This is a genomic window from Luteimonas sp. TWI382, assembly GCF_039674545.1.
Lineage (GTDB): Bacteria > Pseudomonadota > Gammaproteobacteria > Xanthomonadales > Xanthomonadaceae > Luteimonas.
In genome coordinates this window covers 172,627-198,873 of sequence record NZ_JBDJNS010000001.1, presented here as the reverse complement: position 1 = coordinate 198,873, position 26,247 = coordinate 172,627, and the positions used below count along the sequence as shown (strand labels likewise).

General features: G+C 69.6%; 22 protein-coding genes and 2 pseudogenes. 13 read left to right on the top strand and 11 right to left on the bottom strand.

The window, feature by feature from the left end; all coding sequences use genetic code 11:
* Positions 1 to 139: 139 nt before the first annotated feature.
* The 5 genes from ABE505_RS00955 to ABE505_RS00935 all read left to right on the top strand — a co-directional run bounded on the left by ABE505_RS00955 (position 140) and on the right by ABE505_RS00935 (position 5,861).
* Positions 140 to 619, top strand: a complete 480-nt coding sequence (locus ABE505_RS00955; protein ID WP_346442664.1) for an N-acetyltransferase — start codon at positions 140 to 142, stop codon at positions 617 to 619.
* A 17-nt stretch (positions 620 to 636) separates the two neighbouring features.
* Entirely contained in the window at positions 637 to 951 is a 315-nt protein-coding gene (locus tag ABE505_RS00950; RefSeq protein WP_346442662.1) for a carboxymuconolactone decarboxylase family protein, read from the top strand.
* A gap of 220 nt (positions 952 to 1,171) precedes the next feature.
* Complete coding sequence (locus ABE505_RS00945) at positions 1,172 to 1,531, top strand: putative quinol monooxygenase (RefSeq protein ID WP_346442661.1); 360 nt, start codon at positions 1,172 to 1,174, stop codon at positions 1,529 to 1,531.
* 1,025 nt (positions 1,532 to 2,556) lie between these two features.
* Positions 2,557 to 4,623 carry a TonB-dependent receptor gene (locus ABE505_RS00940; protein ID WP_346442659.1) on the top strand — a complete coding sequence of 689 codons (2,067 nt, stop codon included), beginning with the start codon at positions 2,557 to 2,559 and terminating at the stop codon, positions 4,621 to 4,623.
* Positions 4,624 to 4,718: 95 nt separating this feature from the next.
* Entirely contained in the window at positions 4,719 to 5,861 is a 1,143-nt protein-coding gene (locus ABE505_RS00935; protein WP_346442658.1) for an ATP-binding protein, read from the top strand.
* A 6-nt stretch (positions 5,862 to 5,867) separates the two neighbouring features.
* Here ABE505_RS00935 and ABE505_RS00930 read toward each other — a convergent pair whose 3' ends face one another.
* A complete protein-coding gene (locus ABE505_RS00930; protein WP_346442656.1) occupies positions 5,868 to 8,180 on the bottom strand; it encodes a two-component regulator propeller domain-containing protein in 2,313 nt (770 codons plus the stop codon).
* A gap of 271 nt (positions 8,181 to 8,451) precedes the next feature.
* On the opposite strand from ABE505_RS00930, the pseudogene ABE505_RS00925 reads away from it, so the two are divergent.
* Together ABE505_RS00925 and ABE505_RS00920 are read left to right on the top strand one after the other, a co-directional pair.
* Positions 8,452 to 8,817, top strand: a pseudogene (locus tag ABE505_RS00925) (OmpA family protein); the annotation flags it as partial.
* Between the two features lie 36 nt (positions 8,818 to 8,853).
* Complete coding sequence (locus ABE505_RS00920; RefSeq protein ID WP_346442654.1) at positions 8,854 to 9,243, top strand: DUF6180 family protein; 390 nt, start codon at positions 8,854 to 8,856, stop codon at positions 9,241 to 9,243.
* A 96-nt stretch (positions 9,244 to 9,339) separates the two neighbouring features.
* Here the strand turns inward: ABE505_RS00920 and ABE505_RS00915 are convergent.
* From ABE505_RS00915 to ABE505_RS00905, 3 genes and pseudogenes are all read right to left on the bottom strand, one after another.
* Positions 9,340 to 9,525 (bottom strand): annotated as a pseudogene (locus tag ABE505_RS00915) (tyrosine-type recombinase/integrase); the annotation flags it as partial.
* Between the two features lie 203 nt (positions 9,526 to 9,728).
* Positions 9,729 to 12,896, bottom strand: a complete 3,168-nt coding sequence (locus ABE505_RS00910) for an efflux RND transporter permease subunit (protein ID WP_346442653.1) — start codon at positions 12,894 to 12,896, stop codon at positions 9,729 to 9,731.
* A 181-nt stretch (positions 12,897 to 13,077) separates the two neighbouring features.
* Entirely contained in the window at positions 13,078 to 14,217 is a 1,140-nt protein-coding gene (locus tag ABE505_RS00905) for an efflux RND transporter periplasmic adaptor subunit (protein ID WP_346442651.1), read from the bottom strand.
* A gap of 79 nt (positions 14,218 to 14,296) precedes the next feature.
* On the opposite strand from ABE505_RS00905, the gene ABE505_RS00900 reads away from it, so the two are divergent.
* From ABE505_RS00900 to ABE505_RS00885, 4 genes are all read left to right on the top strand, one after another.
* Positions 14,297 to 14,980: a TetR/AcrR family transcriptional regulator gene (locus ABE505_RS00900; RefSeq protein WP_346442650.1), complete on the top strand. Its 684-nt coding sequence runs from the start codon at positions 14,297 to 14,299 to the stop codon at positions 14,978 to 14,980.
* A 135-nt stretch (positions 14,981 to 15,115) separates the two neighbouring features.
* Positions 15,116 to 15,778, top strand: coding sequence for a protein-L-isoaspartate O-methyltransferase (locus tag ABE505_RS00895; RefSeq protein WP_346442648.1), 663 nt, complete (start codon positions 15,116 to 15,118; stop codon positions 15,776 to 15,778).
* Between the two features lie 19 nt (positions 15,779 to 15,797).
* The gene (locus ABE505_RS00890) at positions 15,798 to 17,156 is read left to right on the top strand and encodes a TolC family outer membrane protein (RefSeq protein WP_346442646.1); all 1,359 of its coding nucleotides are present in this window, start codon (positions 15,798 to 15,800) and stop codon (positions 17,154 to 17,156) included.
* A 99-nt stretch (positions 17,157 to 17,255) separates the two neighbouring features.
* Positions 17,256 to 17,576, top strand: a complete 321-nt coding sequence (locus tag ABE505_RS00885; RefSeq protein ID WP_346442644.1) for a hypothetical protein — start codon at positions 17,256 to 17,258, stop codon at positions 17,574 to 17,576.
* 1 nt (position 17,577) lies between these two features.
* On the opposite strand, the gene waaA is transcribed toward ABE505_RS00885, so the two are convergent.
* On the bottom strand, positions 17,578 to 18,927 hold the full coding sequence (waaA, locus tag ABE505_RS00880; protein WP_346442642.1) for a lipid IV(A) 3-deoxy-D-manno-octulosonic acid transferase: 1,350 nt from the start codon (positions 18,925 to 18,927) through the stop codon (positions 17,578 to 17,580).
* Between the two features lie 90 nt (positions 18,928 to 19,017).
* Between waaA and lpxL the strand changes: the two genes are divergently transcribed.
* Positions 19,018 to 19,932, top strand: a complete 915-nt coding sequence (gene lpxL / locus ABE505_RS00875) for an LpxL/LpxP family Kdo(2)-lipid IV(A) lauroyl/palmitoleoyl acyltransferase (RefSeq protein WP_346442641.1) — start codon at positions 19,018 to 19,020, stop codon at positions 19,930 to 19,932.
* Between the two features lie 47 nt (positions 19,933 to 19,979).
* Here lpxL and ABE505_RS00870 read toward each other — a convergent pair whose 3' ends face one another.
* The 6 genes from ABE505_RS00870 to ABE505_RS00845 form a co-directional block, all read right to left on the bottom strand.
* On the bottom strand, positions 19,980 to 21,335 hold the full coding sequence (locus ABE505_RS00870) for an O-antigen ligase family protein (RefSeq protein ID WP_346458259.1): 1,356 nt from the start codon (positions 21,333 to 21,335) through the stop codon (positions 19,980 to 19,982).
* Positions 21,310 to 22,431 (bottom strand): glycosyltransferase, encoded by a 1,122-nt coding sequence (locus ABE505_RS00865; protein WP_346442638.1) that lies wholly within the window; start codon positions 22,429 to 22,431, stop codon positions 21,310 to 21,312. The genes ABE505_RS00870 and ABE505_RS00865 overlap by 26 nt, the downstream gene beginning before the upstream one ends.
* 31 nt (positions 22,432 to 22,462) lie before the next feature.
* Positions 22,463 to 22,663, bottom strand: coding sequence for a zinc-finger domain-containing protein (locus ABE505_RS00860; RefSeq protein WP_346442636.1), 201 nt, complete (start codon positions 22,661 to 22,663; stop codon positions 22,463 to 22,465).
* A gap of 85 nt (positions 22,664 to 22,748) precedes the next feature.
* Positions 22,749 to 23,459, bottom strand: coding sequence for a pirin family protein (locus tag ABE505_RS00855; protein WP_346442634.1), 711 nt, complete (start codon positions 23,457 to 23,459; stop codon positions 22,749 to 22,751).
* Positions 23,460 to 23,680: 221 nt separating this feature from the next.
* Complete coding sequence (locus ABE505_RS00850) at positions 23,681 to 24,403, bottom strand: YceI family protein (protein WP_346442633.1); 723 nt, start codon at positions 24,401 to 24,403, stop codon at positions 23,681 to 23,683.
* A gap of 54 nt (positions 24,404 to 24,457) precedes the next feature.
* A complete protein-coding gene (locus ABE505_RS00845; protein WP_346442631.1) occupies positions 24,458 to 25,045 on the bottom strand; it encodes a malonic semialdehyde reductase in 588 nt (195 codons plus the stop codon).
* 77 nt (positions 25,046 to 25,122) lie between these two features.
* Here ABE505_RS00845 and ABE505_RS00840 point away from each other — a divergent pair, with 77 nt between their 5' ends.
* On the top strand, positions 25,123 to 26,109 hold the full coding sequence (locus ABE505_RS00840) for a mitochondrial fission ELM1 family protein (protein ID WP_346442630.1): 987 nt from the start codon (positions 25,123 to 25,125) through the stop codon (positions 26,107 to 26,109).
* Positions 26,110 to 26,247 lie beyond the last annotated feature (138 nt).

Here is a 26,247-nt window from a genome sequence, read left to right as displayed (position 1 = left end):
ACCCGCCGTGAGGGCGCGCCGAGAATGCCAGCGGGGTCGCACATCCGGCCGACGCGCTTCGCGGCGACGCAGACCACGCTCTTGCGCTGCGACCGAAGCCCTTTGCACGACGCACGACGCACAACGCACAACGCACGCGATGATCAGGACATTCGCACCCGCCGACATGGAGGCCGCTCTCGACATCTGGCTGCGAGCGTCCATCCGCGCCCACGACTTCGTGCCAGCGGACTTCTGGCAGGACCAACTCGAGGCCATGCGCACGCAGTATCTGCCCGCCGCCGAGGTCCACGTGTTCGAGCACGCGTCGACCGTCGTCGGCTTCTGCGCTTTGGTCGAGGATCGGCTGGCGGCGCTGTTCGTCGCACCGGAGCGACAGGGCAATGGCATCGGCACAGCGTTGTTGCGACATGCCCAGCAACGCAGATCGGGCCTCGAGTTGTCTGTGTATGCGTCGAATGCACCCAGCATCGCGTTTTACAAATCGCAAGGCTTCTCGATCATTGGACACACTGTCGATGCGGCAACAGGCCAGGACGAGTACGCGATGCGATGGACGCAGCCCGAAGCACCGCGCCAGGCCACGCCCGCAGCAGTAGCGCTCGATCCCACCCACTGAACCCCGAAGGACCGCCGATGCACGTATCGCCCGCATTCGCCATGTTCATGCAGCAAGCCCCGGAGCACGCCAGGGCCTGGCGCCAGGCGGCCGATGGATTGGGCGCCGCCAGCGCGCTGGATGCCAAGACCGCGGACCTGGCCTATCTCGCGGTGCTGGCTGCCACCGGCAACACCTCGGGCTTGGCGTTCCACGTCCAGTCGGCCAAGTCGCACGGCGCCTCGCGGCAGGAGGTGCTGAGCGCAGTGCTGATCGGCCTGCCGGCCGCGGGCGCGGTCGTCATCGGCGCCGTGCCCGCCGCGCTGGAGGCCTTTGATGGGCAAGACCAATAAGACCTGGCATGCGCAGCACCGCATGCCCGAGCATGCGACGGCCGAGCAGCGTATCGCCTGGCATCGGGCCCATGCGGCGGCATGCGGCTGCCGCCCACCGCCGCCCGACATCCTGCGGCAGATCCAGGCACGACCGCATGATCATATCGACGCCTCAGCGCAGACCACACCTGACTGTTCGTCCTAGAACGCGCTGCCGCAACATCCAGGAGCCCATTCCATGTACGGCTTGGTCGAAAAGATGACGCTGGCGCCCGGCCAGCGCGCGCTGGTGGTGTCGGCGCTGTTGGAAGGCACCCGGGCGATGCCCGGTTGCCTGAGTTACATCGTGGCCGAAGACCCGTCCGATGCGGATGCGATCTGGGTGACCGAGGTCTGGGCCCGCCAGGCCGATCATCAGGCATCCCTCGCGCTGCCGGCGATCCAGGCAGCCATCGCAAAAGCACGGCCGCACATCACCGGATTTGGCGAACGCTTCGAGACGATGCCACTCGGCGACTACGGATTTGCAGCCAATGGTTTAGCCAGGAATTCGACGGCCTGCTCGGCGCCGGCAGTTCTGCGGGCACGGCTTAACTAAGGCGTCAGGCAGCAGATGGAACAGCGTGGAGCCCACTTCAAGTTAGTCACCGCAATGAGTTGGACGCGGATCATAATTACTGCGCTGGCACTCTTCGCAGTGCTCGCTGTGCTTGGTGGGCTCCAGCTAAGGGATTACAGCGCACGTCCGGATCCGCCACTTGCGCTTCAAGAACCTATTACCCCGCCAGTCGCGGCCATGAGCCACTTGCCCACAGAAGTTCAAGCTTTCCTGGTGTCGTTGTGCAACGGCTGCTCCTTTGCAGACACAAATGCAGCTTGGAATGCCACCGATGTGATCATGGACGACCGTTTGCCTAGACGGCGCCTCACGCGTACAGAAAGAAGAGAACGCGAATGGATCATCGAGTACGAGCACGGTGGCATAGCCGCGTTCGAATACAGATTGGTCATTCCAGTTACGTCGCCACCTGCAGTTCTACAGGGCAGCTCATGCATTCCAGACCAAGCGCGCAACTGCAGTTGGTAGCGTTGCCGCCCAACATTCATCCAAGCCGACGCCACTTTTTGGGTGCGGCTTAATTCAGGCGTAGCCCTCTGACTAGGCATACCACCATCCTGCGGGTAACAAGTTTCGACAGGTCGCGAGCTTGGACAGATGATCTCGCGCACACGCGCAACATGCTTGTTCGGATGCTCCGCAAGTCCTCACCACTGGGCCATGTCCAGGCGAAGCGTTTGGTCAAGGCTGTGCTCGCCGGCACGGAGACGGACCTTCCGCTTCAGGATGCAACGCTCGCTCAGTCGATGCGCCATGCCCTGCAGTCAGTCGGCGCCGATGTCCAACTTGTCCCACCATCGGCCTGACAACTCATTCAACCCGGAGCCGCTTCGCGGCACGCCTTAGCCCGACCTTAGACCAGTGCAGCTCGGTCTCATGCGCGTTGACAGCGCAAAGCATGCACGCAAGAATTCCGCGCTTCGGGCCAGCCAGACCGCCACGCCCTCGTCCCGATCGAGGAAGTCATGGTGCGCAGGCGTTGCCGGTTGTTCGTTGCTGTTTCGTTGTCCGTCTGCGCCGCCGCGCATGCCCAGGATCCCACCGCCCGCACGCTCGACAAGGTCGTCGTGACCGCGTCGCGCACCGGCCAGCTCGCCGAGACCGCGCCGCAGACGGTGGTGATCATCGATCGCGAACAGATCGACCAGCAGTTGCGGCTGAGCAGCAACTCATCGGACGTGCTGTCCAATCTGCTGCCCGCCTACACCCCCAGCCGCGGCAAGCTGACCGGCAGCGGCGAAACACTGCGCGGCCGCACGCCGCTGATCCTCGTCGATGGCATCCCGCAGTCCAATCCGCTGCGACCGACCGGACGCGAGGCGCACACGATCGACTACGCGATGGTCGAGCGCATCGAAGTGATCCAGGGCGCCAGCGCGATGAATGGCCTGGGCGCGACAGGCGGCACGATCAATCTGATCACCCGACGACCCGAGCCGGGCAAGGCGCAACAGCACCTGGCACTGCAGACCACCGCGGCGACGCATAGAGCCGACGACGAGACGATCGGCGTCCGTGCCGACTACCGGATCAGCGGGATGCAGGGCCAGTGGAGTTACCTGCTGGGCGCCGGTTACGAGGACCAGGGGCTGTGGTTGGACGGCAACGGGACCGCCATCGGCACCGATGTCACCCAGGGCGACCTGATGGCATCGAAGGCCTACGACGTCCATGCCAAGCTCGGTTACTGGATCGATGCGGACCAGGAATTGCAGTTCAGCCTCAACCGCTATCGCATCCGCGCCGACGGCGACTACCTCACCGTGCCCGGCGACCGCGCCAGCCGGCGGCCGACGACCTCGGTCCGCGGCACGCCGCCCGGCACGCCGGCCTGGAATGATGTCTGGACGACCGGGCTGCACTACACCCATCACGATCTCGCCGGCATGACGCTGCAGGCGATGGTGTTCAACCAGGAGTTCGAGGGGTTGTTCGGTGCCGACCGTTCGTCGAGCTTCCAGGACCCGGAGATCGCGCCGATCGGCACGCTCTACGACCAATCCCGCTCGCTGGCCTCCAAGTGGGGCGCCAAGACCAGCCTGGGGCGCGACGACCTGCTCGATGGCCGCCTGAAGCTGACCAGCGGCATCGATGGACTGTGGGACACCGGCGAGCAGGACCTCTACGCGACCGGACGCACCTATGTGCCGGAGTCAAAGTTCCGCAGCCTCGCTGCGTTCGTGCAGGCCGATTACCGGCTGCTGCCCAAGCTCACGCTGCAGGGCGGCTGGCGGCACGAGGACGCCAAGCTGCGGATCGACAGCTACCGCACGCTGTACCGCTTCAACCGGGTCGAGGTGGAGGGCGGCGAGTTGTCGTTCCAGCAGTCGCTGCGCAATGCGGGGCTGGTGTACGCGCCGTCGGACACCTTCAACGTCTACACCAGCTACTCCGAAGGCTTCGGCATGCCCGACGTCGGCCGCGTGCTGCGCGCGATCGACACGCCCGGCACCTCGGTCGCCGACCTGCGCTCGCTCGAACCCATCCTCACCCGCAATGCCGAAGTCGGCGCGCGGCTGCGGACCCGGGCCTGGGACGTGGACGTGAGCGCGTTCCAATCGCGTTCGGATTTCGGCGCGCGCGTGATCGCGGTCGATGGCGCCTTCCAGTTGTCGCGCGAGAAGACCGCGATCGAAGGCCTGGACGCGAGCGTGCGTTACCGCGTCAATGAGGCCCATCGCGTCGGTCTGTCCTACGCCTGGACTCGCGCCCGCTACGACAGCGACGCAGACGGGCGGCTCGATGCGCGACTCGACGGCCTGAACGTCGCCCCCAACCGCTTGATCGGCACCTGGTCGGTGCAGTGGACGCCGACGCTGTCGTCGTTCGTGCAGGGCCAGGTCGCCTTCGACCGCAGCTTCGACGACCCCGCCAAGACCTTCGACGGCTACGCACTGCTCGACGCCGGGCTGGACATCGGACTGGCGCGCGGCAAGGTGAGCCTGGGCATCGCCAACCTGCTCGATCGGCAGTACATCAGCTACTACTCGCAAAGCGCGCTGGTCGAGCCGGCGCGCTACTTCGCTGGTCGCGGCCGCACAGTGACGGTCGGCTACCGGCTGGATTTCTGAGGCGGGCGCCGCCCGCGCATCCACCTCCTCCGGACCCGGCGCGCCCGGCAGCGGCGCACAAGCGTCGTCGCCGCGATGGCCCGCATAATGCCGGCATGCCGCTCCGCCACCATCCTGTCCAACGTGCGGTCGCCGCCGTTCTCATCGCCGGCGGCCTGGTCCTACTCGGGCTGAGCCACGTGCGCTACGGGCTGGCGGCGCAGTCGGGCAGCGTGATGCTCAGCATCCTGCCGCTGCTGTTCGCCGGCCTGCTGCTCGGCCGGCGCGGGCTGTGGGCGACGGCGGCGGCGTACCTGGCGATCCTGCTGCTCGGCGCCTGGGCCGACCTGCAGCGTCAGGCGGCGAACGCCGACGAATGGCGCGAGATCGTCTCGCACCTGCTGCAGCCGGTGCTGGCCAATGCGATCGTCGCGCTGATTCTCGACCGGCTGATCCTCAAGTCCGACATCGCGGCCCGACGCAACCGAGAGCTGACGCTGATCTGTCGTCACCTTGAGCTTGAGATCCGCGACAAGGAAGATTCGCAGGCGCAGCTGTTGCAGTCCCAGCGCATCGACGCGCTCGGCAAGCTGGCGAGCAACGTCGCGCACGACTTCAACAACCTGCTGGGCGTGGTGCTGGGCTTCGCGCAGCGCGGGCTGGGCCATCGCGGGATCGACGACGAGACGCGGCATTGCCTGCAGCGCATCGAGGCGGCAACGCGACGCGGCCGTGGACTGACGTCGAAGCTGTTGACGCTCGCCCGCAACGATGCGGCGCTACGCGAAACCTTCGACGCCAACGAGGTGCTCGACGACCTGCAGCCGATGCTGCATTCGATCGCCGGCCCCGGCGCGGAAACGCGAGCGACGCTGTGCGGCGACGCGGCCTGGATCCGCATGGACCGGGCGGAGTTCGAGGCGGCGGTGCTCAACCTGGCCAAGAACGCGGTCGATGCGATGCCGGGCGGCGGACGGCTGACGCTGGCGACCGAGATCGAGGGCGAGGCGGTGCGCTTGCGGCTGGAAGACACCGGCCACGGCATGTCGGCGCAGACGCGAGCGCGGATCTTCGAGCCGTTCTTCACGACCAAGCCGCGCGAGCGCGGCTCGGGCATCGGCCTGGCGATGGTGCACAGGGTCGTCACTGAAGCCGGCGGCACGATCGACTGCGACAGCGCTCCGGGAGCCGGCGCCCGATTCGTGCTGCAGTTGCCGAGGCAACCCGCGCCGTCCGGCACCACCGTCGCCGCGGCGTAGCAGACGTCAGTCGATCGAGCGGCCCTCCCGGAGCCGTTCGCGGGCGCGCGTCACCAGCGCATCGTAATCGCCATCGTCCCTGCGTCGCTCGCGCGTGGCCCACAGCAGGCACAACAGGCCCGCCAGGCTCGCGGCCAGCCAGATCCAGTCGCGGCGGTACCACGGGATCGGACGCAGGAAGCGCAGCACCACCGACTCCGACCAGCCGCCATCGAGGTAGCGCGCCTGCGCCTCGAACCGCAGCTCGCCCCAGGGCACATCGGGCAACAGCAGGCTGCGCCCCGAGCCTGCCTCCACCCACTCTGCCCCATCGCCGACGCGGTAGCGCACACGAGTGCGCTCGGGATCGGCCAGGCCGATGACACCGACCACGATTTCCAGATTCGCGGCGTCCACACCCAGCGCCGGCAGGTCGAACGGATCAAGCGCGCGGCCGGCGAGCGTCACGCGGTCGATATAAGGCGTCGGCGGGTGGCGAGCGGCCGACTCGAAGCGCGACGGTTCGACCAGCGCGAATCCGCGGATCATCGCGAACAGATGCCTGCCGTCGGCACCGGTCCGGCAGGCCGAGACCGTACCGCCGTTGAACTCCACCGGATCGAGTCCGTCGGCGGTGCCGATGGTGGTCAGGCGGGGACCGGTAGCGTCGACAGGGTGCGCCCGCAGCACCGACAGGCCGCGGTTTCCTGCCAGCCACAACCGACCGTCGGGGTCGGACAGGATGCACGAGACGGTGTCGTCGAACAGGCCGTCGGCCGTGGTGTAGCGTCGTAGCTCGCCATCGCGGACATGGACCAGGCCGCCGCCGTAGGTGCCAATCCACAGCCCGTCGTCGTCCTCGTGGAGCGCGCGCGCGAACGCCGGCACACCGTCCTCCACGGTCCACTGCTCCACCACGGTGTCGCCCACCAGGCGGAACGCGCCGCGATCGCCGACGAACCAGACGCCACCGGCGCGAGCGTCGACCATCCTGACGATGCTCATGCCGGAGAACGCGGCGACCGGCTGAGCGCCGCGCACTACACCGTCGGCATCCACCTGCAGCCGGTAGACGTCGCGCAGCGTCGCCGCCCACCAGTCGCCGTCGTGCGAACGCCAGATGCCCAGCATCGCCTCGCCCGGCCAATGCCAAACGCGTTCCAGGCGTCCGTCGCGGAACCGCCCGAGACCCGCGTTCGAGGTGCCAATCCACAGGGCGTCGGTCGTGGGGTCGCGGAACAGGCTGGAGATGCAGGCATCGTCGAGCACGCCCTCGACCACCACCCGGCGCGCTCCACCATCCGCGCGTCGATGCCACAGCCCCGCGCAGCCGAAACCCAGCCACAGGCCGCCATGGCCGTCGTCCTCCACCACCCGGCCCGGGGCGCGCCCGCCGAGGCCGGGGGCGTGCAGCATCGCCACGCGCGCAGGCCGCATCCGCCACAGGCCCTGGCCGGTGGTGCCGATCCAGGTATTGCCCGCATCGTCGAGATGCAGGATCCGCGCATGCAGCGATTCGGCGCCTTGCACCGGCACCTCGCGCCCATCGGCCGCGAGCAGGCGTAGCCCCGATGCCTCGTCGGAGACGTGCACGCGGCCGTCGTTCGACGGCACCAGTTGGGCCTCAGGCGGCAGGTCGCGTCGGATCAGGGTCCACGCGCCGGTCGAGGGTCGAAAGCGGTACAGCGCGCGGTCGCTGAGCAAGAGCCACAGCAGATCCGGCGTCGATGCCATTCGGTTAACGGCCGCGCGTCCGTCGGGCAACGGCACACGGACACTGTCGGTCGTCGTCAGCCGCCACAATCCATTCCTGCCACCGGCATAGAGCACGCCGTCACCCATCGGCGCCGCCCAGTCGAACGCGTTGTAGACATCCACCTGGACGCTGGCCTGCAGCGTCACGGCATCAATCCGGAATACGCCCTGGGTGCTCAGCGCCCACACCGCGCCGTCGCCATCGGGATACAGGGCATTGACCTGGCAGCGTGCCCCGCACACCGGCAACTGGCGGAAGCGGCCATGCTCGAGCAGGCTGATCCCCGCATCTTGCGTCCCGATCCAGAGCCGGCCGTAGGCATCCTCGTGCAGCGCGAGGACCCGGTTGCTCGGCAGCCCGTCATCGCCTGGCGCATCACGATCGTGCGCATCGGCGCCGTAGAGACGGAACTCGCGGCCGTCGAAACGCACCAGCCCGCCGAAGGTGCCCAACCACAGGAACCCGTCGCGGGTCTGCAGCATCGCGTTCACGCTGGCCTGCGGCAGCCCCTCCTCGTCCCCGTAGTGGCGCAGGGTGTTGCGGTACTGGGGATCGAGCCGGCCATCGCCGGGTGCGGCGGCCATGGTGGGTCCGGCCAGTGCGCAGGCCGTGAGCAGCCATGCGCATCGGCGCAGCGCGCCGCGGAGACGGCACGCGAGACCGCGCCCGCCGGATCGGCGCGCGGCGGGCAGCGGCGAACGCGTCGCGTGAACGGGCGCGGCAGGCAAGCGTGAGTTCCCCCGAAAGAAACCGCAGGCGCATCCGACCGCCCGTTCGGCGCGCAGAGGGTACCGCATGGCGCACCTGCGCATTCGAAACGCATGGCTCACAATCGATTGCCTAGCATCCGGACGGCCGCCTGGCGCGGTGGGAGGGACGCTCGACGAAGGCGTGCTCTTCGACTTCGAAAAGTCCGACATCCGGCCCGACGCGGCGCACACGCTCGATGTCTTTGCCCAGGCGCTGCGCGGCGTCGCCAGCGCCGAACTGGACATCCGCGGTCACACCGACAGCAAAGGCACACCGGCCTACAACCAGCCACTGTCCGAACGCCGCGCCCGCGCCGTACACGAAGCGTTGCAGGCGCGGGGCGTCACCCACCGGGTGAGCGCGCACGGCCTCGGCGAATCGCAGCCCGTCGCGCCCAACAGCATCGACGGTCGCGACAATCCGGCCGGCCGCCAGCGCAATCGCCGGGTCGAGGTGTTCGTCCGCGCCTGACCTGCCCGCTTCTTCCGTCCACACAAGGAGTCGCGCATGAAGCAGATGTCCCTGGCCACGCTGCTGGCGCTCGCAGTATCCGCGCCGATGGCATCGGCTGCAGCAGACGATTTCAGCCTCGGCTACGACATCGACCGCTATCCGGCGACCCAGTTGAACATCAAGGCCTGCTTGGCGGCGCTCGCCCGCGGCGACGCCGCAGTCGGCTACACCACGCGATGGCAGAGCGACCAGGGCGCCCTGGCTACCCAGGTGTCGGGCCCGGCAGGCGGCGGCCGCGCACTGGTGTCGTACTGCCTCAGCGCCGGCGACCACATCGCCTTTGTGGTGCAAGCGCTGGATTACAGCGGGCCGGACAGCCGCGGGCCCGACGGCATCAAAGCCTGCGTCGCCGCCGAGGTGCGCAAGGCTGCCGGCGCGCGCTGACGGGGAACTGCATCGGCACGCGGGCGCCCTGCCACCGCCGCACGACACCGGGGCGACGGCCACCTGAGTCCCTTACCAGGCACTGCGCGGCCGACATCAATCCAAGGCGCCGGACCATCGGTCGAGAGAACTCGTGCGACCGATGCTTCCGTCCGCGCACATGCGTGTGATCTGCGTCGTCGCGACATCCATGTGTCCAAGCAGTTTCTGCGCCGTGCGAGTGTCGTGGCCGGCCTCCAGCAGATGCGTGGCGAACGAACGGCGCAGCGTGTGGCAGGTGGCTGCTATCTCGGACAGACTTTGGGATGGATACGCTAAGGCCTCAGAATTTGTTCAAGTCGATGCCGCGCTTCGCGGAGCGGCTCGATGCATATGACGGGCGTCACGCGCAACGTTGCAACACGTCATGCCGTTTTTTCGAGTGCAGCGCTCGCAACCTTTGGGACGAAACAGGCCCGCCCGATACCGTCATATACGTCCTGCGCTCATCCCGCGCGTGGCCGCTCATCCTCGCGCACGCGGAACCACGCCGCATACAGCGCCGGCAGGAAGGTCAGCGTCAGCAGCGTGGCCACGGTGAGTCCGCCCATGATCGCGACCGCCATCGGGCCGAAGAACACGCTGCGCGAGAGCGGGATCATCGCCAGGATCGCGGCGAGTGCGGTCAGCACGATCGGCCGGAAGCGGCGCACGGTCGCGTCGATCACCGCGTCCCAACGCGCGTGGCCGGCGGCGATGTCCTGTTCGATCTGGTCAACGAGGATGATCGAGTTACGCATGATCATGCCCGCCAGCGCGATCGTGCCGAGCATCGCCACGAAGCCGAACGGCACCCGGAAGACCAGCAGGAACAGGGTGACGCCGATCAGCCCCAGCGGCGCGGTCAGTAGCACGAGCGCGCTGCGCGAGAAGCTGCGCAGCTGCAGCATCAGCAGCGTCACGACCACGAACAGGAACAGCGGCAGGCCGGCCTTGATCGAATCCTGGCCCTTGCCCGAGTCTTCGACCGTGCCGCCCGTTTCCAGGCGGTACCCCGGCGGCAAGTTGCTGCGGATCTCTTCGAGCGTGGGCAGGATCTGGGCAACGACAGTGGGCGGCGTGACGTCGCCGCGCACATCGGCGCGCACGGTGATCGTCGGCAATCGATCCCGGTGCCAGATGATGCCGTCCTCGAACGTGGACTCCAGCCGCGCGACCTGCGACAGCGGCACCGGGCCGTTGGCGCTGGGCATGGCCAGGCTGGCCAGCTGCTCGAGTGCGACGCGCTCGTCGGCGGGCCCGCGCATCACGATGCCGATCAGCTCGTTGTCTTCGCGGTAGGTGCTGATCTGCTGACCCGACAGCGAACTCGACAGGAATTGGGCGATCTGCTGCGAACTCACCCCCAGCACGCGTGCACGCTCCTGATCGACAACCAGGCGCACGATCCGGCTGGGCTCGTCCCAGTCGAGATTGACGTTCATCGTGTGCGGGTGCTCGCGCACCTTGGTCGCGATGGCGTCCGCGATCGCACGCACGCGCTCGACGTGTTCGCCGGACACGCGCAACTGCACTGGATAGCCGACCGGCGGCCCGGTCTCGAGCCGGGTGACGCGCAGCTGCAGCTCGGGGAGGGTCGGTGCGACTTCGTCGATCAGCCAGCTGCGCAGGCGCTCGCGCGCTTCGACATCGGTCGCGGTGACGACGAACTGCGCGAAGTTGACCTGCGGCAGCTGCTGATCCAACGGCAGATAGAACCGCGGCGAGCCGGTCCCGACATAGGCCACACGGCTATCGACACCCTCGCGCCCGTCGAGCAGCGCGTCGATTCGGGCGGCCGCGGCCTCGGTGGCGCGCAGCGAGCTGCCTTCGGCGAGCTCGACATCGACCATCAGTTCCAGCCGGGTCGAGTCGGGGAAGAACTGCTGCGGCACGAAACGGAACAGCAGCAACGAGGCGACGAACAGCGCCACCGTCGCACCGATGACCAGCCAGCGATGCGTCAGCGACCAGTGCAGCCAGCTGCGGAACCGCCGGTAGAACGGGCGCTGGTAGGGATCATGGTCATGCGCCTGCGGCTCGGCCGGCGCCAGTGCGAAAGCGAATGCAGGCCAACGGTCGGCGGCGCGGCTGCGTGCGTCGCGCCACCGCGCCGGCAACGAGCCGGGCCGCGGCGGCTGCGGGTTGGCGAGGTCGGGCAGCATCTTCTCGCCGAGCAGCGGGATGAACAGTACCGCCGCGATCCACGACACCACCAGCGCGATCGTCACCACCTCGAACAGCGAGCGGGTGTACTCGCCGGTACTGGAGGCCGCAGTCGCGATCGGCAGAAAGCCGGCCGCGGTCACCAGCGTGCCGGTCAACATCGGGAACGCGGTGTGCGTCCACGCGTAGCTGGCGGCCTTGAGCCGGCTGTCGCCCTGTTCCATGCGGATGGCCATCATCTCCACGGCGATGATCGCGTCGTCCACCATCAAGCCCAGCGCCAGCACCAGTGCGCCGAGCGAGATCTTGTGCAGGCCGATGCCGAACAGGTCCATCGCGGTGAACGTCATCGCCAGCACCAGCGGGATCGACACCGCGACCACCAGCCCGGTGCGCAGGCCCAGCGACAGGAAGCTCACCAGCAGCACGATGATCACCGCCTCGGCCAGCACCTTGACGAACTCGCCGACCGAATCGCGTACCGCGCGCGGTTGGTCGGACACCTTGCGCAGCACCATGCCGGCCGGCAGCGTCTCCTGCAGCCGGGCGAACTCGGCCTCCAGCGCCTTGCCGAGCCGGAGGATGTCGCCGCCGTCGTGCATCGCCACCGCGATGCCGATCGCGTCCTCGCCCATGAAGCGCATCCGCGGCGCGGCCGGATCGGCGAAGCCGCGCTCGACGGTCGCGATGTCGCCCAGGCGCACCGTGCGGTCGCCGGCGCGGATCGGGAAGGCGCGGATCGCATCGACCGACTCGAATGCGCCGTCCACGCGGAGTTGCACGCGCGCATCGGCGGTCTCGAAGAAGCCCGCCGGCACCATCGCGTTCTGCTCAGACAGCGCCTGTTGCACCGCCGCCATCGGAATACCGAGCGTCGCCAGCCGGGTGTTGTCGACCTCGATCCAGATCTTCTCGTCCTGGAGCCCGACCAGCTCGACCTTGCCGACATCGCCGACCTGCTGCAGCGCACGCTGGATGCGGTCGGCGTAGTCCTTCTTGATGGCGTAGTCGAAGCCGTCGCCGGTCAACGCATAGATGTTGCCGAACGTGTCGCCGAACTCATCATTGAAGAACGGGCCCACGATGTCCTGCGGCAACTGTGGCCTGAGGTCGCCGACCTTCTTGCGCACCTGGTACCACAACGCCGGGATCTCGCTCGAGCGCATCGAGTCGCGCGCAAAGAAGATCACCTGTGACTCGCCGGGCCGCGAGTACGAGCGCAGGAACTCGTAGTCGCCGGTCTCCATGAGCTTGCGCTCGATGCGCTCGGTCACCTGCCGCGACACCTGCTCGGCGGTCGCCCCCGGCCACTGGGTCTGGATCACCATCGCCTTGAATGTGAACGGCGGGTCCTCCGATTGCCCCAGCCGACCGTAGGACCAGATGCCCGCGATCGCGACGACGAGCATCGCGTAGAGCACGAGGGTGCGATTGCCCAGCGCCCATTCCGACAGGTTGAAGCGGCTCATGGCTGCGCGCCCTGTTTGCCTATGCCCGACATTGACGCGCCTGCGCGCGATGGAGTGCGCCCGAAGTAACCCATGCGCACGTGCGTCATGACAGGACGGCCACCGCCCCCACCTCTCCTCCCCCGCACGCGGGGGAGGGGAGCGTGTGCCGCGCGGATCCGGCTTACGATGGCATCCCCACTCATCGGGCCGCCGCCGGCTTCGGCGCGTCGGGGAGCTGGGGCCGATTGTCGCGGCCGACCGGCGTGACCGCCTGGCCTTCGCGCAGCAGGTGACCGCCGGCGGCGACCACCAGCGCATCGGGCGCCAGCCCCGAGAGAATCGGCACGGTCTGCGCGCCGAAGGCCCCGGCCTCCACCGGCACCGAGCGCAGCGTGCGGGTCTGCGGATCGACCACCCAGACCGCCTTGCCGCCGTCGGCACCGGGCTGGATCGCGGTCAGCGGCACGCGCAGCGTGTCGCCGTCGTCGAGCTTGAAATGCACACGCGCGCTCTGGCCCAGCTCCAGGCCATCGCGGGCACTGTCGTCGACCGCGACCCGGGCCGCGTAGGTCCGCGCCTGCGCATCGGCAGCCGGCGCGATCTCGCGCAGCGTACCGGGCAAGCGCACGCCGGGCCGGTTCCACAGTTCGATCCAGGCGCGCTGCCCCACCGAGAACGCGGCGATGCGCGACTCGGGCAACGCGATCGCCACTTCCCGGCCCTCGTCGCCGGCGAAGGTGAAGATGGTCTGGCCAGCGGCCACGACCTGCCCGACCTCGGCCTGCCGGCTGGCGACGACGCCGTCGCGCGGTGCCAGCAGCTGGGTGTAGCCGGCCTGGTTGCCGGCGACCTCGGCTTGGGCGCGCGCCGAACGCAGCTGCGCCTGCGCCGCCCGGTAGGCCGCGTCCTGCGCATCCATCGTCGAGCGGCTGACCAGTTGCTGGTCCACGAGCTGGGCATAGCGCGCACGGTCGGTCCGCGCCCGGGCGTACTCGGCCTCGGCGGCGGCCAATTGCGCCTGCGCCGACTGCGCCTGCAGTTGCAGGTCGCCCGGGTCGATTTCGGCCAACACCTGCCCGCGTGTCACCTGCGCACCGGCATCCACCAGACGCCGCACCAGCCGGCCCCCGACCTGGAACGACAACGGGCTTTCCTCCCGCGCGCGGATCTCGCCGGCAAAAGCGAGCGCATCGCCCTCCGTGGCGTCGGACGGGGTGACGACCAGCACCGGACGCGCAGCCTCGGGCGGCGCGGGCTCGCGTCCGCAGGCGCCCAGCAGCAAGGCGGCGAGGAGCACGGTCGCGCGACGAAGCACGGCGGTGGACTTGACGCAGGACATGGAGGCTCCGGCTGAACGCGGGCGAGAGAGCCGTATCGTATATTTTCAGAACTGATTGGTATAGTATTAGCGCATGAGCATGCGCGCCTCTTCCGTCCCCGCCTCCCAGCCCGACGCCCGGGGCCCGGCCGGCCCTGGCCGACCGAAGGACCTGGCCAAACGCGCCGCCATTCTCGAAGCGGCCGAGCGCATGTTCCTGCAGCAAGGCTATGAAGGCGTGAGCATGGACCAGATCGCCGCCGAGGCAGGCGTCTCCAAGCTCACCGTCTACAGCCATTTCGGCGACAAGGACACCCTGTTCACCGAGGCCGCGGCCGCGTACTGCGAGCAGCAGATGCCCGCCTCGGTCTTCGAGCCCGCGCCCGGCACGCCGCTGCGCCAGCGGCTGCTGGAGGTCGCCGAGGCCTTCTTCGCGATGATCAGCGCGCCCGAGGCGGTGGCCGGCCATCGGCTGCTGTGCACACCGCAGATGGTCGAAAAGCGCCTGGCCCAACGGTTCTGGCAAAGCGGCCCCGACCGCGTGCAATCGGCATTCGCCTCACTGCTGCGCCGGCGCATCGAAACCGGCGACCTGGAGATCGAGGAGGCCCTGGTGCCCACCGCGGCCGCGCAGTTCTTCGTGCTGGTCAAGGGCGACCTGCACCAGCGCATGGTGTTCGACTGCGAGGACGTCAGCGATTGCGCGCGCCTACGTCGGGCCCATCTCGAGGCCTCGGTCGACATGTTCCTGCGCGCCTACGGCCGCGCTCGCCGCGGCCGCTGACTGTGTCTCCCCCTGGGGCCGGCGTGCCGACAGGGCCGGTGACTTCCGGCACTGCGCCCCCGCCGAGCGCCCCGCGATGATCACCCTGCCCGCGACCGCTAGAATTGCGCGCTGGCGAACAAGGAAACCGCAACGATGACGATCGACTACGCCAAGGCCCGTGCGGCGATGGTGGAACAACAGGTCCGGCCCTGGGACGTGCTCGATGCACGCGTGCTCGAGACGATTTCGCGCGTGCCGCGCGAGGCGTTCGTCGCCGATGCGCGCCGGGCCCTGGCCTATGCCGACCTGGAACTGCCGATCGGCCACGGTGAGACCATGCTCAAGCCTGTCGTCGAGGGCCGCACGCTGCAGGCGCTCAAGCTCGAACAGGGCGACGAGGTGCTGCAGATCGGCACCGGCAGCGGTTACCTGGCCGCGTGCCTGGGCTACTTGGCCCGCGATGTCGTCAGCCTCGAGCGCCACGCCGACCTCGCCGACGCCGCGCGCGGCCGGCTGCAGGCGCAGGGCATCGCCAATGTCGAAGTCGTCCACGCCGACGTCTTCGCCTGGAACACCGAGCGCCGCTTCGATGCGATCTGCGTCGGCGGCGCCGTCGACACCGTGCCCGCCCGCTTCGTGCAGTGGCTGCGCCCCGGCGGCCGCATGTTCATCGTCCGCGGCCAGGCGCCCGCGATGGAAGCGGTGCTGGTCTGGCGCGAGGGCGAGGACGTCAACGCGCCGCGCATCGAGTCGTTGTTCGAGACCGGGCTCGCCTATCTCGCCGGGGCTGCCCCGGTGCCGCACTTCTCCCTCTGATCGACCGAAGGACTCCCCGATGTTCCGCCGCCCCCTGTTCCTGTCGCTCGCGCTCGCGCTGACATCCGGCCCGCTGTTCGCCGCCGATCTCGTCCAGACCTACGAACTGGCCCGCACCAACGACCCGACGCTGTCGATCGCAGAGTCGCAGCGGCTGTCGACCCGCGAAGGCGCGGTGCAGGCGCGCGCGGGTCTGCTGCCGCAGATCAACGGCAGCGCGTCGCTGAGCGACAGCCGCGTCGCGGGATTGTCGGGCAAGGCGCGCACGCGCAGCTACGGTGTCAGCGCCGGCCAAGTGCTGTTCGACTGGAGTCGGATCGCCTCGCTGCGCTCGCAGCGCGCGCTGAGCACTGCGGCGGACTTCCAGCTCGACGCCGACAACGATTCGCTGATCACCCGCACCGCCTCGGCCTACTTCGACGTGCTGATCGCAACCGAGACGCTGGCTGCCGCCGAAGCGGCCGAGCAGGCCTTCAAGCGCCAGTTCGACTTCGCCGACAAGCGCCTGGAAGTCGGCCTGGCGCCGATCACCGACGTGCACGAAGCGCGCGCCCAATACGACGGCGCCCGTGCGAACACGATCCTGCGCCGCAACGCGCTGCAGGACGCCTACCAGGCGCTGGCCGAGATCACCGGTCAGCCGGTCACCGACCTGCGCGGCCTGCCCGACGACTTCACCCCGCAGTTGCCCGAGGGCCGCGACGCCGAGGCCTGGGTCGCCACCGCGCTGGAGCAGAACCCGCAGCTCAAGGCGCTGCAGTACCAGGTCACCGCCAACGAGCATGGCGTCGCCGCGGCGAAAGCCGGGCACCTGCCGACGCTCGATCTCAGCGCCAGCTACGGTAACAGCGACAGCTGGGGCCGGGATAACCCCGGCGCGCTCGCACAGCGCGGCGAGACCAACAGCATCGGCGTGTCACTGACCGTGCCGATCTTCAGTGGTGGCGCGACCCAGTCGCGCGTGCGCCAATCGATCGCCCAGCGCGACATCGCGGCCGACCAGTACGAGGCCCAGCGCCGTGCGATCGAGCGCAATACCCGCAGCGCCTACCAGAACCTCGTCGCCGGCATCACCGAAGTCGAGGCGCGCCGGCTGGCGCTGGTCTCGGCCAACGCCGCCTACGAGGCCTCGCAGGTCGGCCTGGAAGTCGGCACGCGCACCGTCATCGACGTGCTGATCAACCAGCAGAACCTGTTCTCGGCGCGCCAGCAGTATGCATTCGCCAAGTACAACTTCCTGCAGAGCCGGCTGCTGCTCGAGCAGGCCGCGGGCACGCTGGACATCGGCAACCTGCAGGAAGTCAACCGTCAGCTGACGGTCGACGTCAACGGCGTGCAAGCCTCGACTGGCACCGGCGACGGCCAGCGTACGAACTGATTGGTGTATTGCCGCGTCGTCTCAACCCGTGCCCCGCGTCACAGATGCGGGGCCACGCCGCGGCTATGGTCTCGGTTCCTTCACTGATAGGAACATGAGATGAAGCAGATGCTCGTATGCAGCGGGCTCGCGGTCGGTCTGCTGCTGGCCAACGGGGCGCTCGCCGCGCAGATCACCGTTCGCTCCTCGCCCACCCAGACCATCAACCAGAACCAGTTGTTGGAAGCCGAGTGCCTGCCGGGCGAGCAGGTGGTCAGCGGGGGCTACCAGTTCACGGACGCCCAATTCAACGTGCCGATCTTCACTTCGATGATGCCGGTCCAAACGGCATCGGGAAACCAGGGTTGGCGGATCCAGCTGTCCCAGCACCCAGCGCGGGTCGAGAATCTGACCGTCTACGCCGTCTGCATGGCCAACTGATTCACTGGCGCTCCTGCACGTGCGGTGCGGATCGACCGATCCGCGCCGTTGTCGTGTCAGGTGCCGGCAGATCGTCTGCGATCAGCGCCAGCGTCCGCGCGAGCGCACCGCGGCCGTTGGCGACCAGTGCGCGACCTGCCTCGCCCATCACAGTTCGCGCATCGGCATCGGCCAGCAGCGTGGCCAGATGGTCGTGGACCGCGTCGGCGTCCTCGCCGATGCGCAGCGCGCCAGCGCGGCCGAGCTGACGGGCGATGTCGACGAAGTTCTGCAGGTGCGGGCCGGTCACCACGGGCACGCCGACCGCGGCCGGCTCGAGCAGGTTGTGGCCACCGATGTCCTGCAGGCTGCCGCCGACGAACGCGACATCGGCGCACGCGAAGAACGCGCCGAGCTCGCCCAGCGTATCGAGCACGAACACGTCGTCGCTCGCATCCGGCCAGCGCGTGAACGCACGCGTGGCCACGCGCCATCCGGCTTCGACCGCCAGCTGCGCGACGCCGCGGAAACGCTCGGGATGGCGCGGTGCCCAGATCAGCAGCAGGTCCGGCCAGCGCGCGCGCAGGCGCTGGTGGATCGCAACCACCGCCGCCTCCTCGTCGGGATGCGTGCTCGCGGCGATCCACGCCTTCCGCCCGCCGATGCTCGCGCGGAATGTCGCTGCTAGCGCCGCGACCGCGCCCTCGTCGATCGTGATGTCGTACTTGAGGTTGCCCACGTCGACGACCTGCTCGCGCGCCGCGCCGAGCTTGACGAAGCGGCGGGCATCGTCGGCCGACTGCGTCGCGACCCGGCGCACCGTCCGCAGTGCGCGCCCCACCAGCGGCCGCAACACGCGATAGCCGCGCAACGAGCGCGCCGACAGCCGCGCGTTGACGATGACCGTCGGCACGCCGGCATCGCGGCAGCAGAACAGCAGGTTGGGCCAGATCTCGGTTTCCACGATCAGGCCGATACCGGGCTGGAACCGGGCGAGGAACCGCCGCACCGCGCCCGACAGGTCGTAGGGCAGGTACACGTGCTCGACCCGCTCACCCCACAGCGCGCGTACCCGCTCCGAGCCGGTCGGGGTGATCGTCGTCACCAGCAACCGGCACCCGGGATCGCGCTCGAGCAAGGCATTGATCAGCGGCGCTGCGGCATTGACCTCGCCAACCGAGACCGCGTGCACCCAGACCGGCGTCGGCGACGGTGCGCCACTGTAGACCCCATAGCGCTCATTCCAGCGCTGCAGGTAGGCCGGCTGGCGGAAGCCCCGCCAGATCAGGTGGTAGACCGTCACCGGCACGAGCACGACCAGCAGCGCCGAATAGAGGCCGCGCAACAGTCGTTCGGTAAGGTCGGCGCGCATCGCGACAGGATAGCGGATGGGCGTGGTGCGGGATTCGGTTGGCTGGATTCGAGAGACGGCGCAGCGACGCACAGCTTCTACAATGGCCGTATGTCTTCCGCGCCCCCCGTCTTCCCCCGTCCGCCGCTCGCCCCCCGCCACTGGCCGGCGTGGTGCGGCATCGGGCTGATGGCGCTGGCCGCACGCCTGCCCTGGCCACTGCAGCGCGCGCTGGGCCGTGCAATCGGTACGACATTGCGGCTTGCGCTTGCGAGCCGCCGCAGGATCGCCGACCGCAATCTCGCGCTGTGCTTCCCTGAGCGCGACGCCGCCGCGCGCAAGGCGCTGCTGCGCGCGCATTTCCACGCCCTGGGCATTGGCCTGTTCGAGTTCGCGCGCGCGTGGTGGGGCTCGATCGAACCGCTGCGCCGCGGGCTGGTCGTGGCGGGTGTCGAGCACATCGAGGCCGCGCGCGCGCAGGGGCGCGGGGTGATCGTGGTGTCGGGCCACTTCACCACGCTCGAGGTCTGCGGTCGGCTGATGTGCGACTACGTCCCGCTGGCCGGCATGTACCGTCCGCACACGTCGCCTGCGATGGAGTGGGCGGTGCGCCGTGGCCGCGCGCGTTATGCGGCGGCGATGTTCCCCAAACGCGACGTGCGCGGCACCGTGCGCCACCTCAAGCGCGGCGGCCTGCTCTGGTACGCGCCCGACCAGGACCCCAGCGGCGGCGACGCGGTCTACGTGCCGTTCTTCGGCCGGCCCGCGCACAGCCTGACCTCGACCCACCAACTGGCGCGCATGTCTGGTGCGGCGGTGGTGTTCTACCAGCACGTGCGCCGTCCCGATGGCGGTTACACGCTGACCCTGACGCCAGCACCGGCGCCCTATCCGACCGCCGACGCGACCGCGGACACCGCCACGGTGATGGCCGGCATCGAGGCCATGGCCCGCGCCGCGCCTGATCAGTACCTGTGGATCCATCGCCGCTTCAAGCGGCAACCGGATGGCGCGCAGCTGTACTGACGCCATTCGCGGGCACCGGGCGCCGAGCCGAGTGAAGGGGCTCGGCTTCAGCGCACCGCGTTGTCGCCCGGCGGCGCCGGCTCCTCGCGCGCCAGCAAGCTGCCGGCATAGAGCGCCGACAGCAGCAGCGTGAAGCCGCCCCAGAAGGTCGAATAGAACGCCAGGTGGGTGTTGAGCGGGAACACCGTCACCGCCAACGCCAGCATCGCCGGCCGCGCGCATGCGCGCGCGGCCGGCGTCGCGTACCGCCACGCGCGCCAGGCCAGCGCCAGGCCGGCCAGCCACAGCAGCACGCCGATCAGGCCGGTCTCGCTGGCGACTTCGAGCACGATCTGGTGGGCGTGGTAGGCCGGGCCATCACCCCACTCGGCCACTTGCCCGGGCCGCGGGTCGCAATCGGGAAACGCCTCGCGAAAGCCGCGCGCGCCCACGCCGTTGACCGGGTGTTCGCGCACCATGCACCAGGCTGCGCCCCAGATGCGGGTCCGGCCCGACAGCGCAGTGTCGACGCCCGACTGGTCGGCCGACAGCCCCATCGCGGTACGTTCGACGCGCTCGCGCACCTGCGGCGAGACCAGTGCCACGACCACCGATACTGCCGCGCCCGCCACGAACACCGCCAGCAGCCGCTTCCAGCCCAGCAACCGCCAACCCGAGAACAGCAGCACCAGCGCGTAGGTCAGCCACGACGCGCGCGATCCGGCGAACAGCAGCACCACGCCGATCGCGGCACTGGCCACAACCCAGCCCGCTGCGCCGAAGCGCCGCCCGGCGGCATACAGTGCGAACGGCGCCAGGCTCGCCAGCACGATGCCGAGCTTGAGGTTGCAGGGCCCGAGCACGCCGCCCAGGCGGTCGGCCATCGCCACCTGCTCGGGCGTGCACATCGGCCGGTGGCTGATCAGGTGCTTGAGCTGGTCGATGCCGAAGAACAGCGGGCTGGTGCCGAAGAACACCTCGACCAGGCCGTCGATCGTCCACACCGCGAGGATGATCGCCAGCCCGCCCAGGGTGATGCGGCGCCCCCGCCGGTCGGCGACCGCCGAGGCGACCAACCACAGGAACGGCAGGTAGCGCAGGTCGACCAGGGCTTCGCGCAACGCGCGCCCGACATCGACCGAGTCGATCGCCGAGATCAGCTGCGGCAGCCAGTACGCGCAGAACAGCACGCTGGTCAGCGCCCAGGCCGGGGCGCTGAGCAGCGCGCTGCCGCCACGGAAGCGCGCGCGCAGCAACAGCACGATCGCCACCAGGGCACCGAGCACCATCACGCCTTCGGCGTAGCCGGGCGCAGGCCACAGGATCACGAACGCCAGCACCCAGTGCGGCGCCCAGCGCCAGCCCACCGCCTGCGGTGCAGGCGTGGTGCCCACAGGCTCAATCGTCGTCGTCGAGTTCGTCATAGACCGTCAGTGTCGCTGCCTGCATGGCCTGCAGGGTGTAGGGCATCGTAGCCGGTGGCGCCGGCGGCCGGACCAGCAGGCCCATCGCCGCGTCGGCGAGCGCGGCGGCGTCGAACGGCGGCACCGCACCTTCGGGCTGCAGTTCGGCCAGCAGCTCGCCCACGCCGCCATGGGCCCAGCCCAGCACCGGCCGCGCGCACGACAGCGCTTCGATCACGGTGCGGCCGAAGGCCTCGGGCTTGCGGGAGAGCTGCAGCACCAGGTCGCTGGCCGCATAGGCCTGCACGATCGCCGAGGTCGGCGGCGTCATCGCCAGCGCAGCGCCGCAGCCGGCTGCCTCGGCCTCGCGCATCAAGGCATCGAGGTAGGCCTCGCGGCCTGCCTCGCGCGCGCCTGGCATCCACAGCCGCGCATCGAGGCCCTGCGCGCGCACGGCCGCCAGCAGCGCGATCGCATCGCCGTGTCCCTTCAGGCGGGTGCCGCGGCCCGGCAGCAACAACAGCGGGCCGTCGCCGCCGAGCGCCGGATGGGCGGCGGCGACGGCCGCGCGCGCTTGCGGATCGGGACGCGGCGCGGCTGGGAAGCGCACCGGATCGATGCCACGGGGAATCACCCGCAGGCGAGTCGGGTCGGTCTGCGGATAGTGGCGCAGCAGATGCGCGCGCACGGTCTCGGACACGCAGATCACACGCTCGCCGCGCGCCATGATCGCGCTGTAGCGCGACGGCGAGTTCAGCCCGTGCATCGTGGTGACGAAGCGCGGGCGCCGCGCGTCCGGCATGCCGCGCACCGCCAGCCAGCCCAGCCAAGCCGGCAGCCGCGAGCGCGCGTGCACGATGTCGGCACCGGTCTCGGCGAACAGCCGCCGCAGCGTGCGTACATGGCGCAGCGCCCAGGGCCGCTTGACGCCGATGTCGAGCGCGATGTGGCGCGCGCCGGTGGCCTCGAGCTCGGGCACCAGCCGCCCGCCGGCCGACACGACGATGGCCGTGTGCCCCGCCGCGACCAGCGCCGATGCGATCTCGATCGTCGAACGCTCGACGCCGCCCGACGACAACGCCGGCAACAGCTGGACGACGGTCAGCGGACGACGCATGCGGCGCGGTGGACGGCGACGCCGCCGACGGTCAATCGACCAGGACGAAGTGCGCGCCGCAGTACGGGCAATCGGCCGCGCCGTCTTCGGCCTCGATCGGCAGGTAGACGCGCGGATGCGAATTCCACAGCGCCATCGACGGCAGCGGGCAGCTCAGCGGCAGGTCGGCGCGGCGCACCTCGTACTGCTTGGCGGCATTGGCTTGCGTCGGCTGGACGTTGGCTGCGGTCATGGCGGCGGCTTCGATCGAACGTGGAAGGCCGCCATTCTAGCCTGCGCGCCGGCTGCCCGTCGGGCCCCCGCCGCGGTGGCCGCGCTCAGCGTGGCAGGTCGAACAGCAAGACGTCGGCAAGGGCCTCGCCCGCGCCTTCGACGACCAGCGTTGCGGCCTCATCGACCCAGCCCAGCGCATCGCCGGCCGCCAGCCGCTCGCCGTCGACGCGCACCGCGCCGCGCGCGACCTGCAGCCAGTAGCGCCGGTCCGGCGACAGTGTCGTCTCGACACGCTCGCCCTCGTCCAGCAGCACGCCCTGCAGCGTCGCCTGCTGGCGGATCGCCAGACTGCCGTCGCGGCCGTCGGGCGAGGCGAGGACCGCCCAGGTGCCGCGCCGCGCGGCTGGGTCGAACGCGCGCTGCGCGTGGCCGGGCGGCAGGTTGACGCGGTCGGGCTGGATCCAGATTTGCAGGAAGTGCACCGGCGCCTGCGCCGAGCCGTTGAACTCGCTGTGCTCGATGCCGTGCCCGGCGCCCATCCACTGCAGTTCGCCGGCCGACAGCGCGCCGCGGCCGCCCTGGTTGTCCGCGTGCGCCAGTGTGCCCTCGAGCACGTAGCTGAGGATCTCCATGTTGGCGTGGCCGTGAGTCGGAAAACCGCCGCCTGGGGCGACGCGGTCCTCGTTGATCACGCGCAGCGGGCCGAAGCCCATCCACGCCGGATCGTGGTAGTGGCCGAACGAGAAGGTATGGCGGCTGTCGAGCCAGTCGGTCCGGACCTGGCCGCGAGCGTCGGCGGGGCGATGCAGTTTCATGACGGCACTCCTGGCGGTGCGACGATGGAGCAGAGGGGAGACGCGCATCGAACGCGTGTCACCTCCCCCGCGCGGGGCGGGTCGACGCGCACAGCGCGTCGGGTGGGGGCATGGGCCGTGGGCACACGGCGCCCACGACGAAGATACGCAGGGCCCGGGATTGACCACGGGCCCCGCTGGGACTCGCGACCCTGCCGCCGGCGCACCGGCGGCAGCGGACTTTACTGCGCGGCGGCAGCGGCCGGTGCGGCGGCGTCCTCGGCGACGACAGCCTCGGTCGTGATCCGCAGCTCGACCTCGTCGCTGACGTTCGGGGCATAGGCGCCCACGCCGAAATCGCTGCGCTTGATCTGCGCGACGGCGTCGAAGCCGGCGGCGGCGCGCTTGACCATCGGCTGCTCGCCGAACTTGTTGATCGTCACGTCGAGCACCACCGGCTTGGTGATGTCCTTGATCGTCAGATCGCCGGTGACCTTGAGCTTATTGGTGCCCGCGCTCTCGACCGACGTGCTCTTGAACGTGGCGTTGGGATACTTGGCCGCGTCGAAGAAATCGGCGCTGCGCAGGTGGTCGTCGAACTCGGAGACATGCGAGTTCAGGCCGGCCAGCGGCAGCGTGACCTCGACCGAGGAGGCGGACACGTTGTCGGCGTCGTACACGATGCGGCCTTCGACCTGGCCGAAATGCGCCACCGGATGCGAGAAGCCGAAGTGGCTCCACTGCGCGACCACGTCGGTGTGGTGGGGATCGAGCACGTAGGTGCCCGACACGCCGGCGATCGCCTGGGCGGTGTCCTGGGTTTCGGCCATCGCCTCGCCCGAGGGCTGGGCGGGCGCGGACGCGGCGGGGACATCGGCGGTGGTGGCGGGCGCGCCGTCCTGCTGGCCGCAGGCGGCAAGAGCGATGGCGGCGGCAAGCGGGAGCAGCAGACGGGTAGTGCGCATGGCAGTGTCCTCAGTTACGTGGATGGGAGTTGCGGGGCGGGGGTGCGGGTGCCTTCAGACGATGCGCGCGGCTTCGTCGAACGGCAGGCGCGGCGAGCGCGGGAATATCGTCGAGGGATCGCCCTTGCCCAGATTGACCAGGAAGTTCGACTTGACCGAGGTGCCGGCGAAGAACTCGGCGTCGACCTTGGCATTGTCGAAGCCCGACATCGGGCCGGTATCGAGGCCGAGCGCACGCGCGGCCAGGATCAGGTACGCGCCTTGCAGGCTGCCGTTGCGGAACGCGGCCTCGCGCCGGTTCTCGCGCGGGCCGTCGAACCATGACTTGGCATCGGTATGCGGGAACAGGAACGGCAACTTCTCGTGGAAGTCCTCGTCGTGGCCAATGATGACCGTGACCGGCGCCGACAGCGTCTTGTCGCGATTGCCCTCGCTCAGCGCCGGCGCCAGCCGCGCCTTGCCTTCGGCGGACCTGACGAACACGAAGCGGGCCGGCGACATGTTGGCCGAGGTCGGCGCGAACTTCAGCAGGTCGTAGAGCCGGTGCAGCGTGGCATCGTCGATCTGTCCGCCGAACCCGTTGTAAGTCCGGGCGGTGCGGAACAACTGGTCGAGCGCGGCATCGGGCAGGGCATCGGTCATCGAACGTCTCGCAAAGACTGGATTGGGCCGCAGTGTAGAGTCACGCGGCGGTGGCGCGCGTGCACCGCCCGGAACGGATGGTCACACTCGTGGAACGAAACCCGCACGACGGCGCCGATTGCCGACATATCTGGGCAGTCAGCGACGGCCGCGCCGGCAACGCCCGACAGGCCGAAGCCCTGGCGGCGGCGGTGGCGTCGGCTGCCGGCGTGACGCAGTGGCATCTCACGCCCCGGGCGCCCTGGCGCTGGGCCGCCCCCCGACGCCTGCCCAGCGCCGACACCGCGTTCGGCGACCGATATCGAGCGCAGCTGCATACGCCCCCTGCGCTCGCGATCGGCTGCGGCCGACAGGCGGCACTCGCCACCCGCCTCGCCGGCGCCCATGGCGCCCGCACGGTGCAGATCCTCGACCCGCGCATCGATCCGCACTACTGGGATCTCGTCGTCGTACCCGCGCACGACGCCCTGCGCGGCGACAACGTGCTGGTCGCGCGCGGCAGCCTGCATCCGGTCGATGATGACTGGCTGGCCGCCGCCCGCGCCGCGCATCCGGCACTGGGAATGCTGCCAGGGCCGCGGATCGCAGTGCTGCTGGGCGGCGATTCCAAGCACGGGCGCTTCGATGTCACCGCATTCGAGACCCTCGCCGCGCAGCTCGATGCGCTGATCGCCCGCGACGGCGGCAGCCTGCTGATCGCGGGCTCGCGGCGGACGCCGCTCCCCGTGCGCGCGGCGCTGCGCGCCCGCTACGCCCAACGCGCCGCCCTGGTCTGGGCAGATGACGCTGACGGCGCGAACCCCTACCCCGGCCTGCTCGGCTGGGCGGACCGCATCGTCTGCTCGGCCGACTCGGTCAACATGCTCTCCGAGGCCGCCGCGACCCGCGCCCCGGTGTTCGTGTTCGCCCCCGAGCGCATCGACGGTGGCCCGCGCCGCTTCGTCGACAGCCTGATCGCCGACGGCCGCCTCCATGTGCTGGGCGACGCCCTGCCCGACACCCCCGTCGTTCCCCTGCGCGAAACCGCACGGATCGCCACCGAAATCCGCGCCCGCCTCCTCTAGAACCGGGTTCAGAGTGCAATTTCCTTGGAAATTGCACTCTGACCCCGGTTTCTTGGGATGTGAACGCGGGCTCGACAGGGATTCGGCGAGGATTGGGGCGCACGTCCCTGCATCGCACGCCGTCGTCTGCGACCGGTC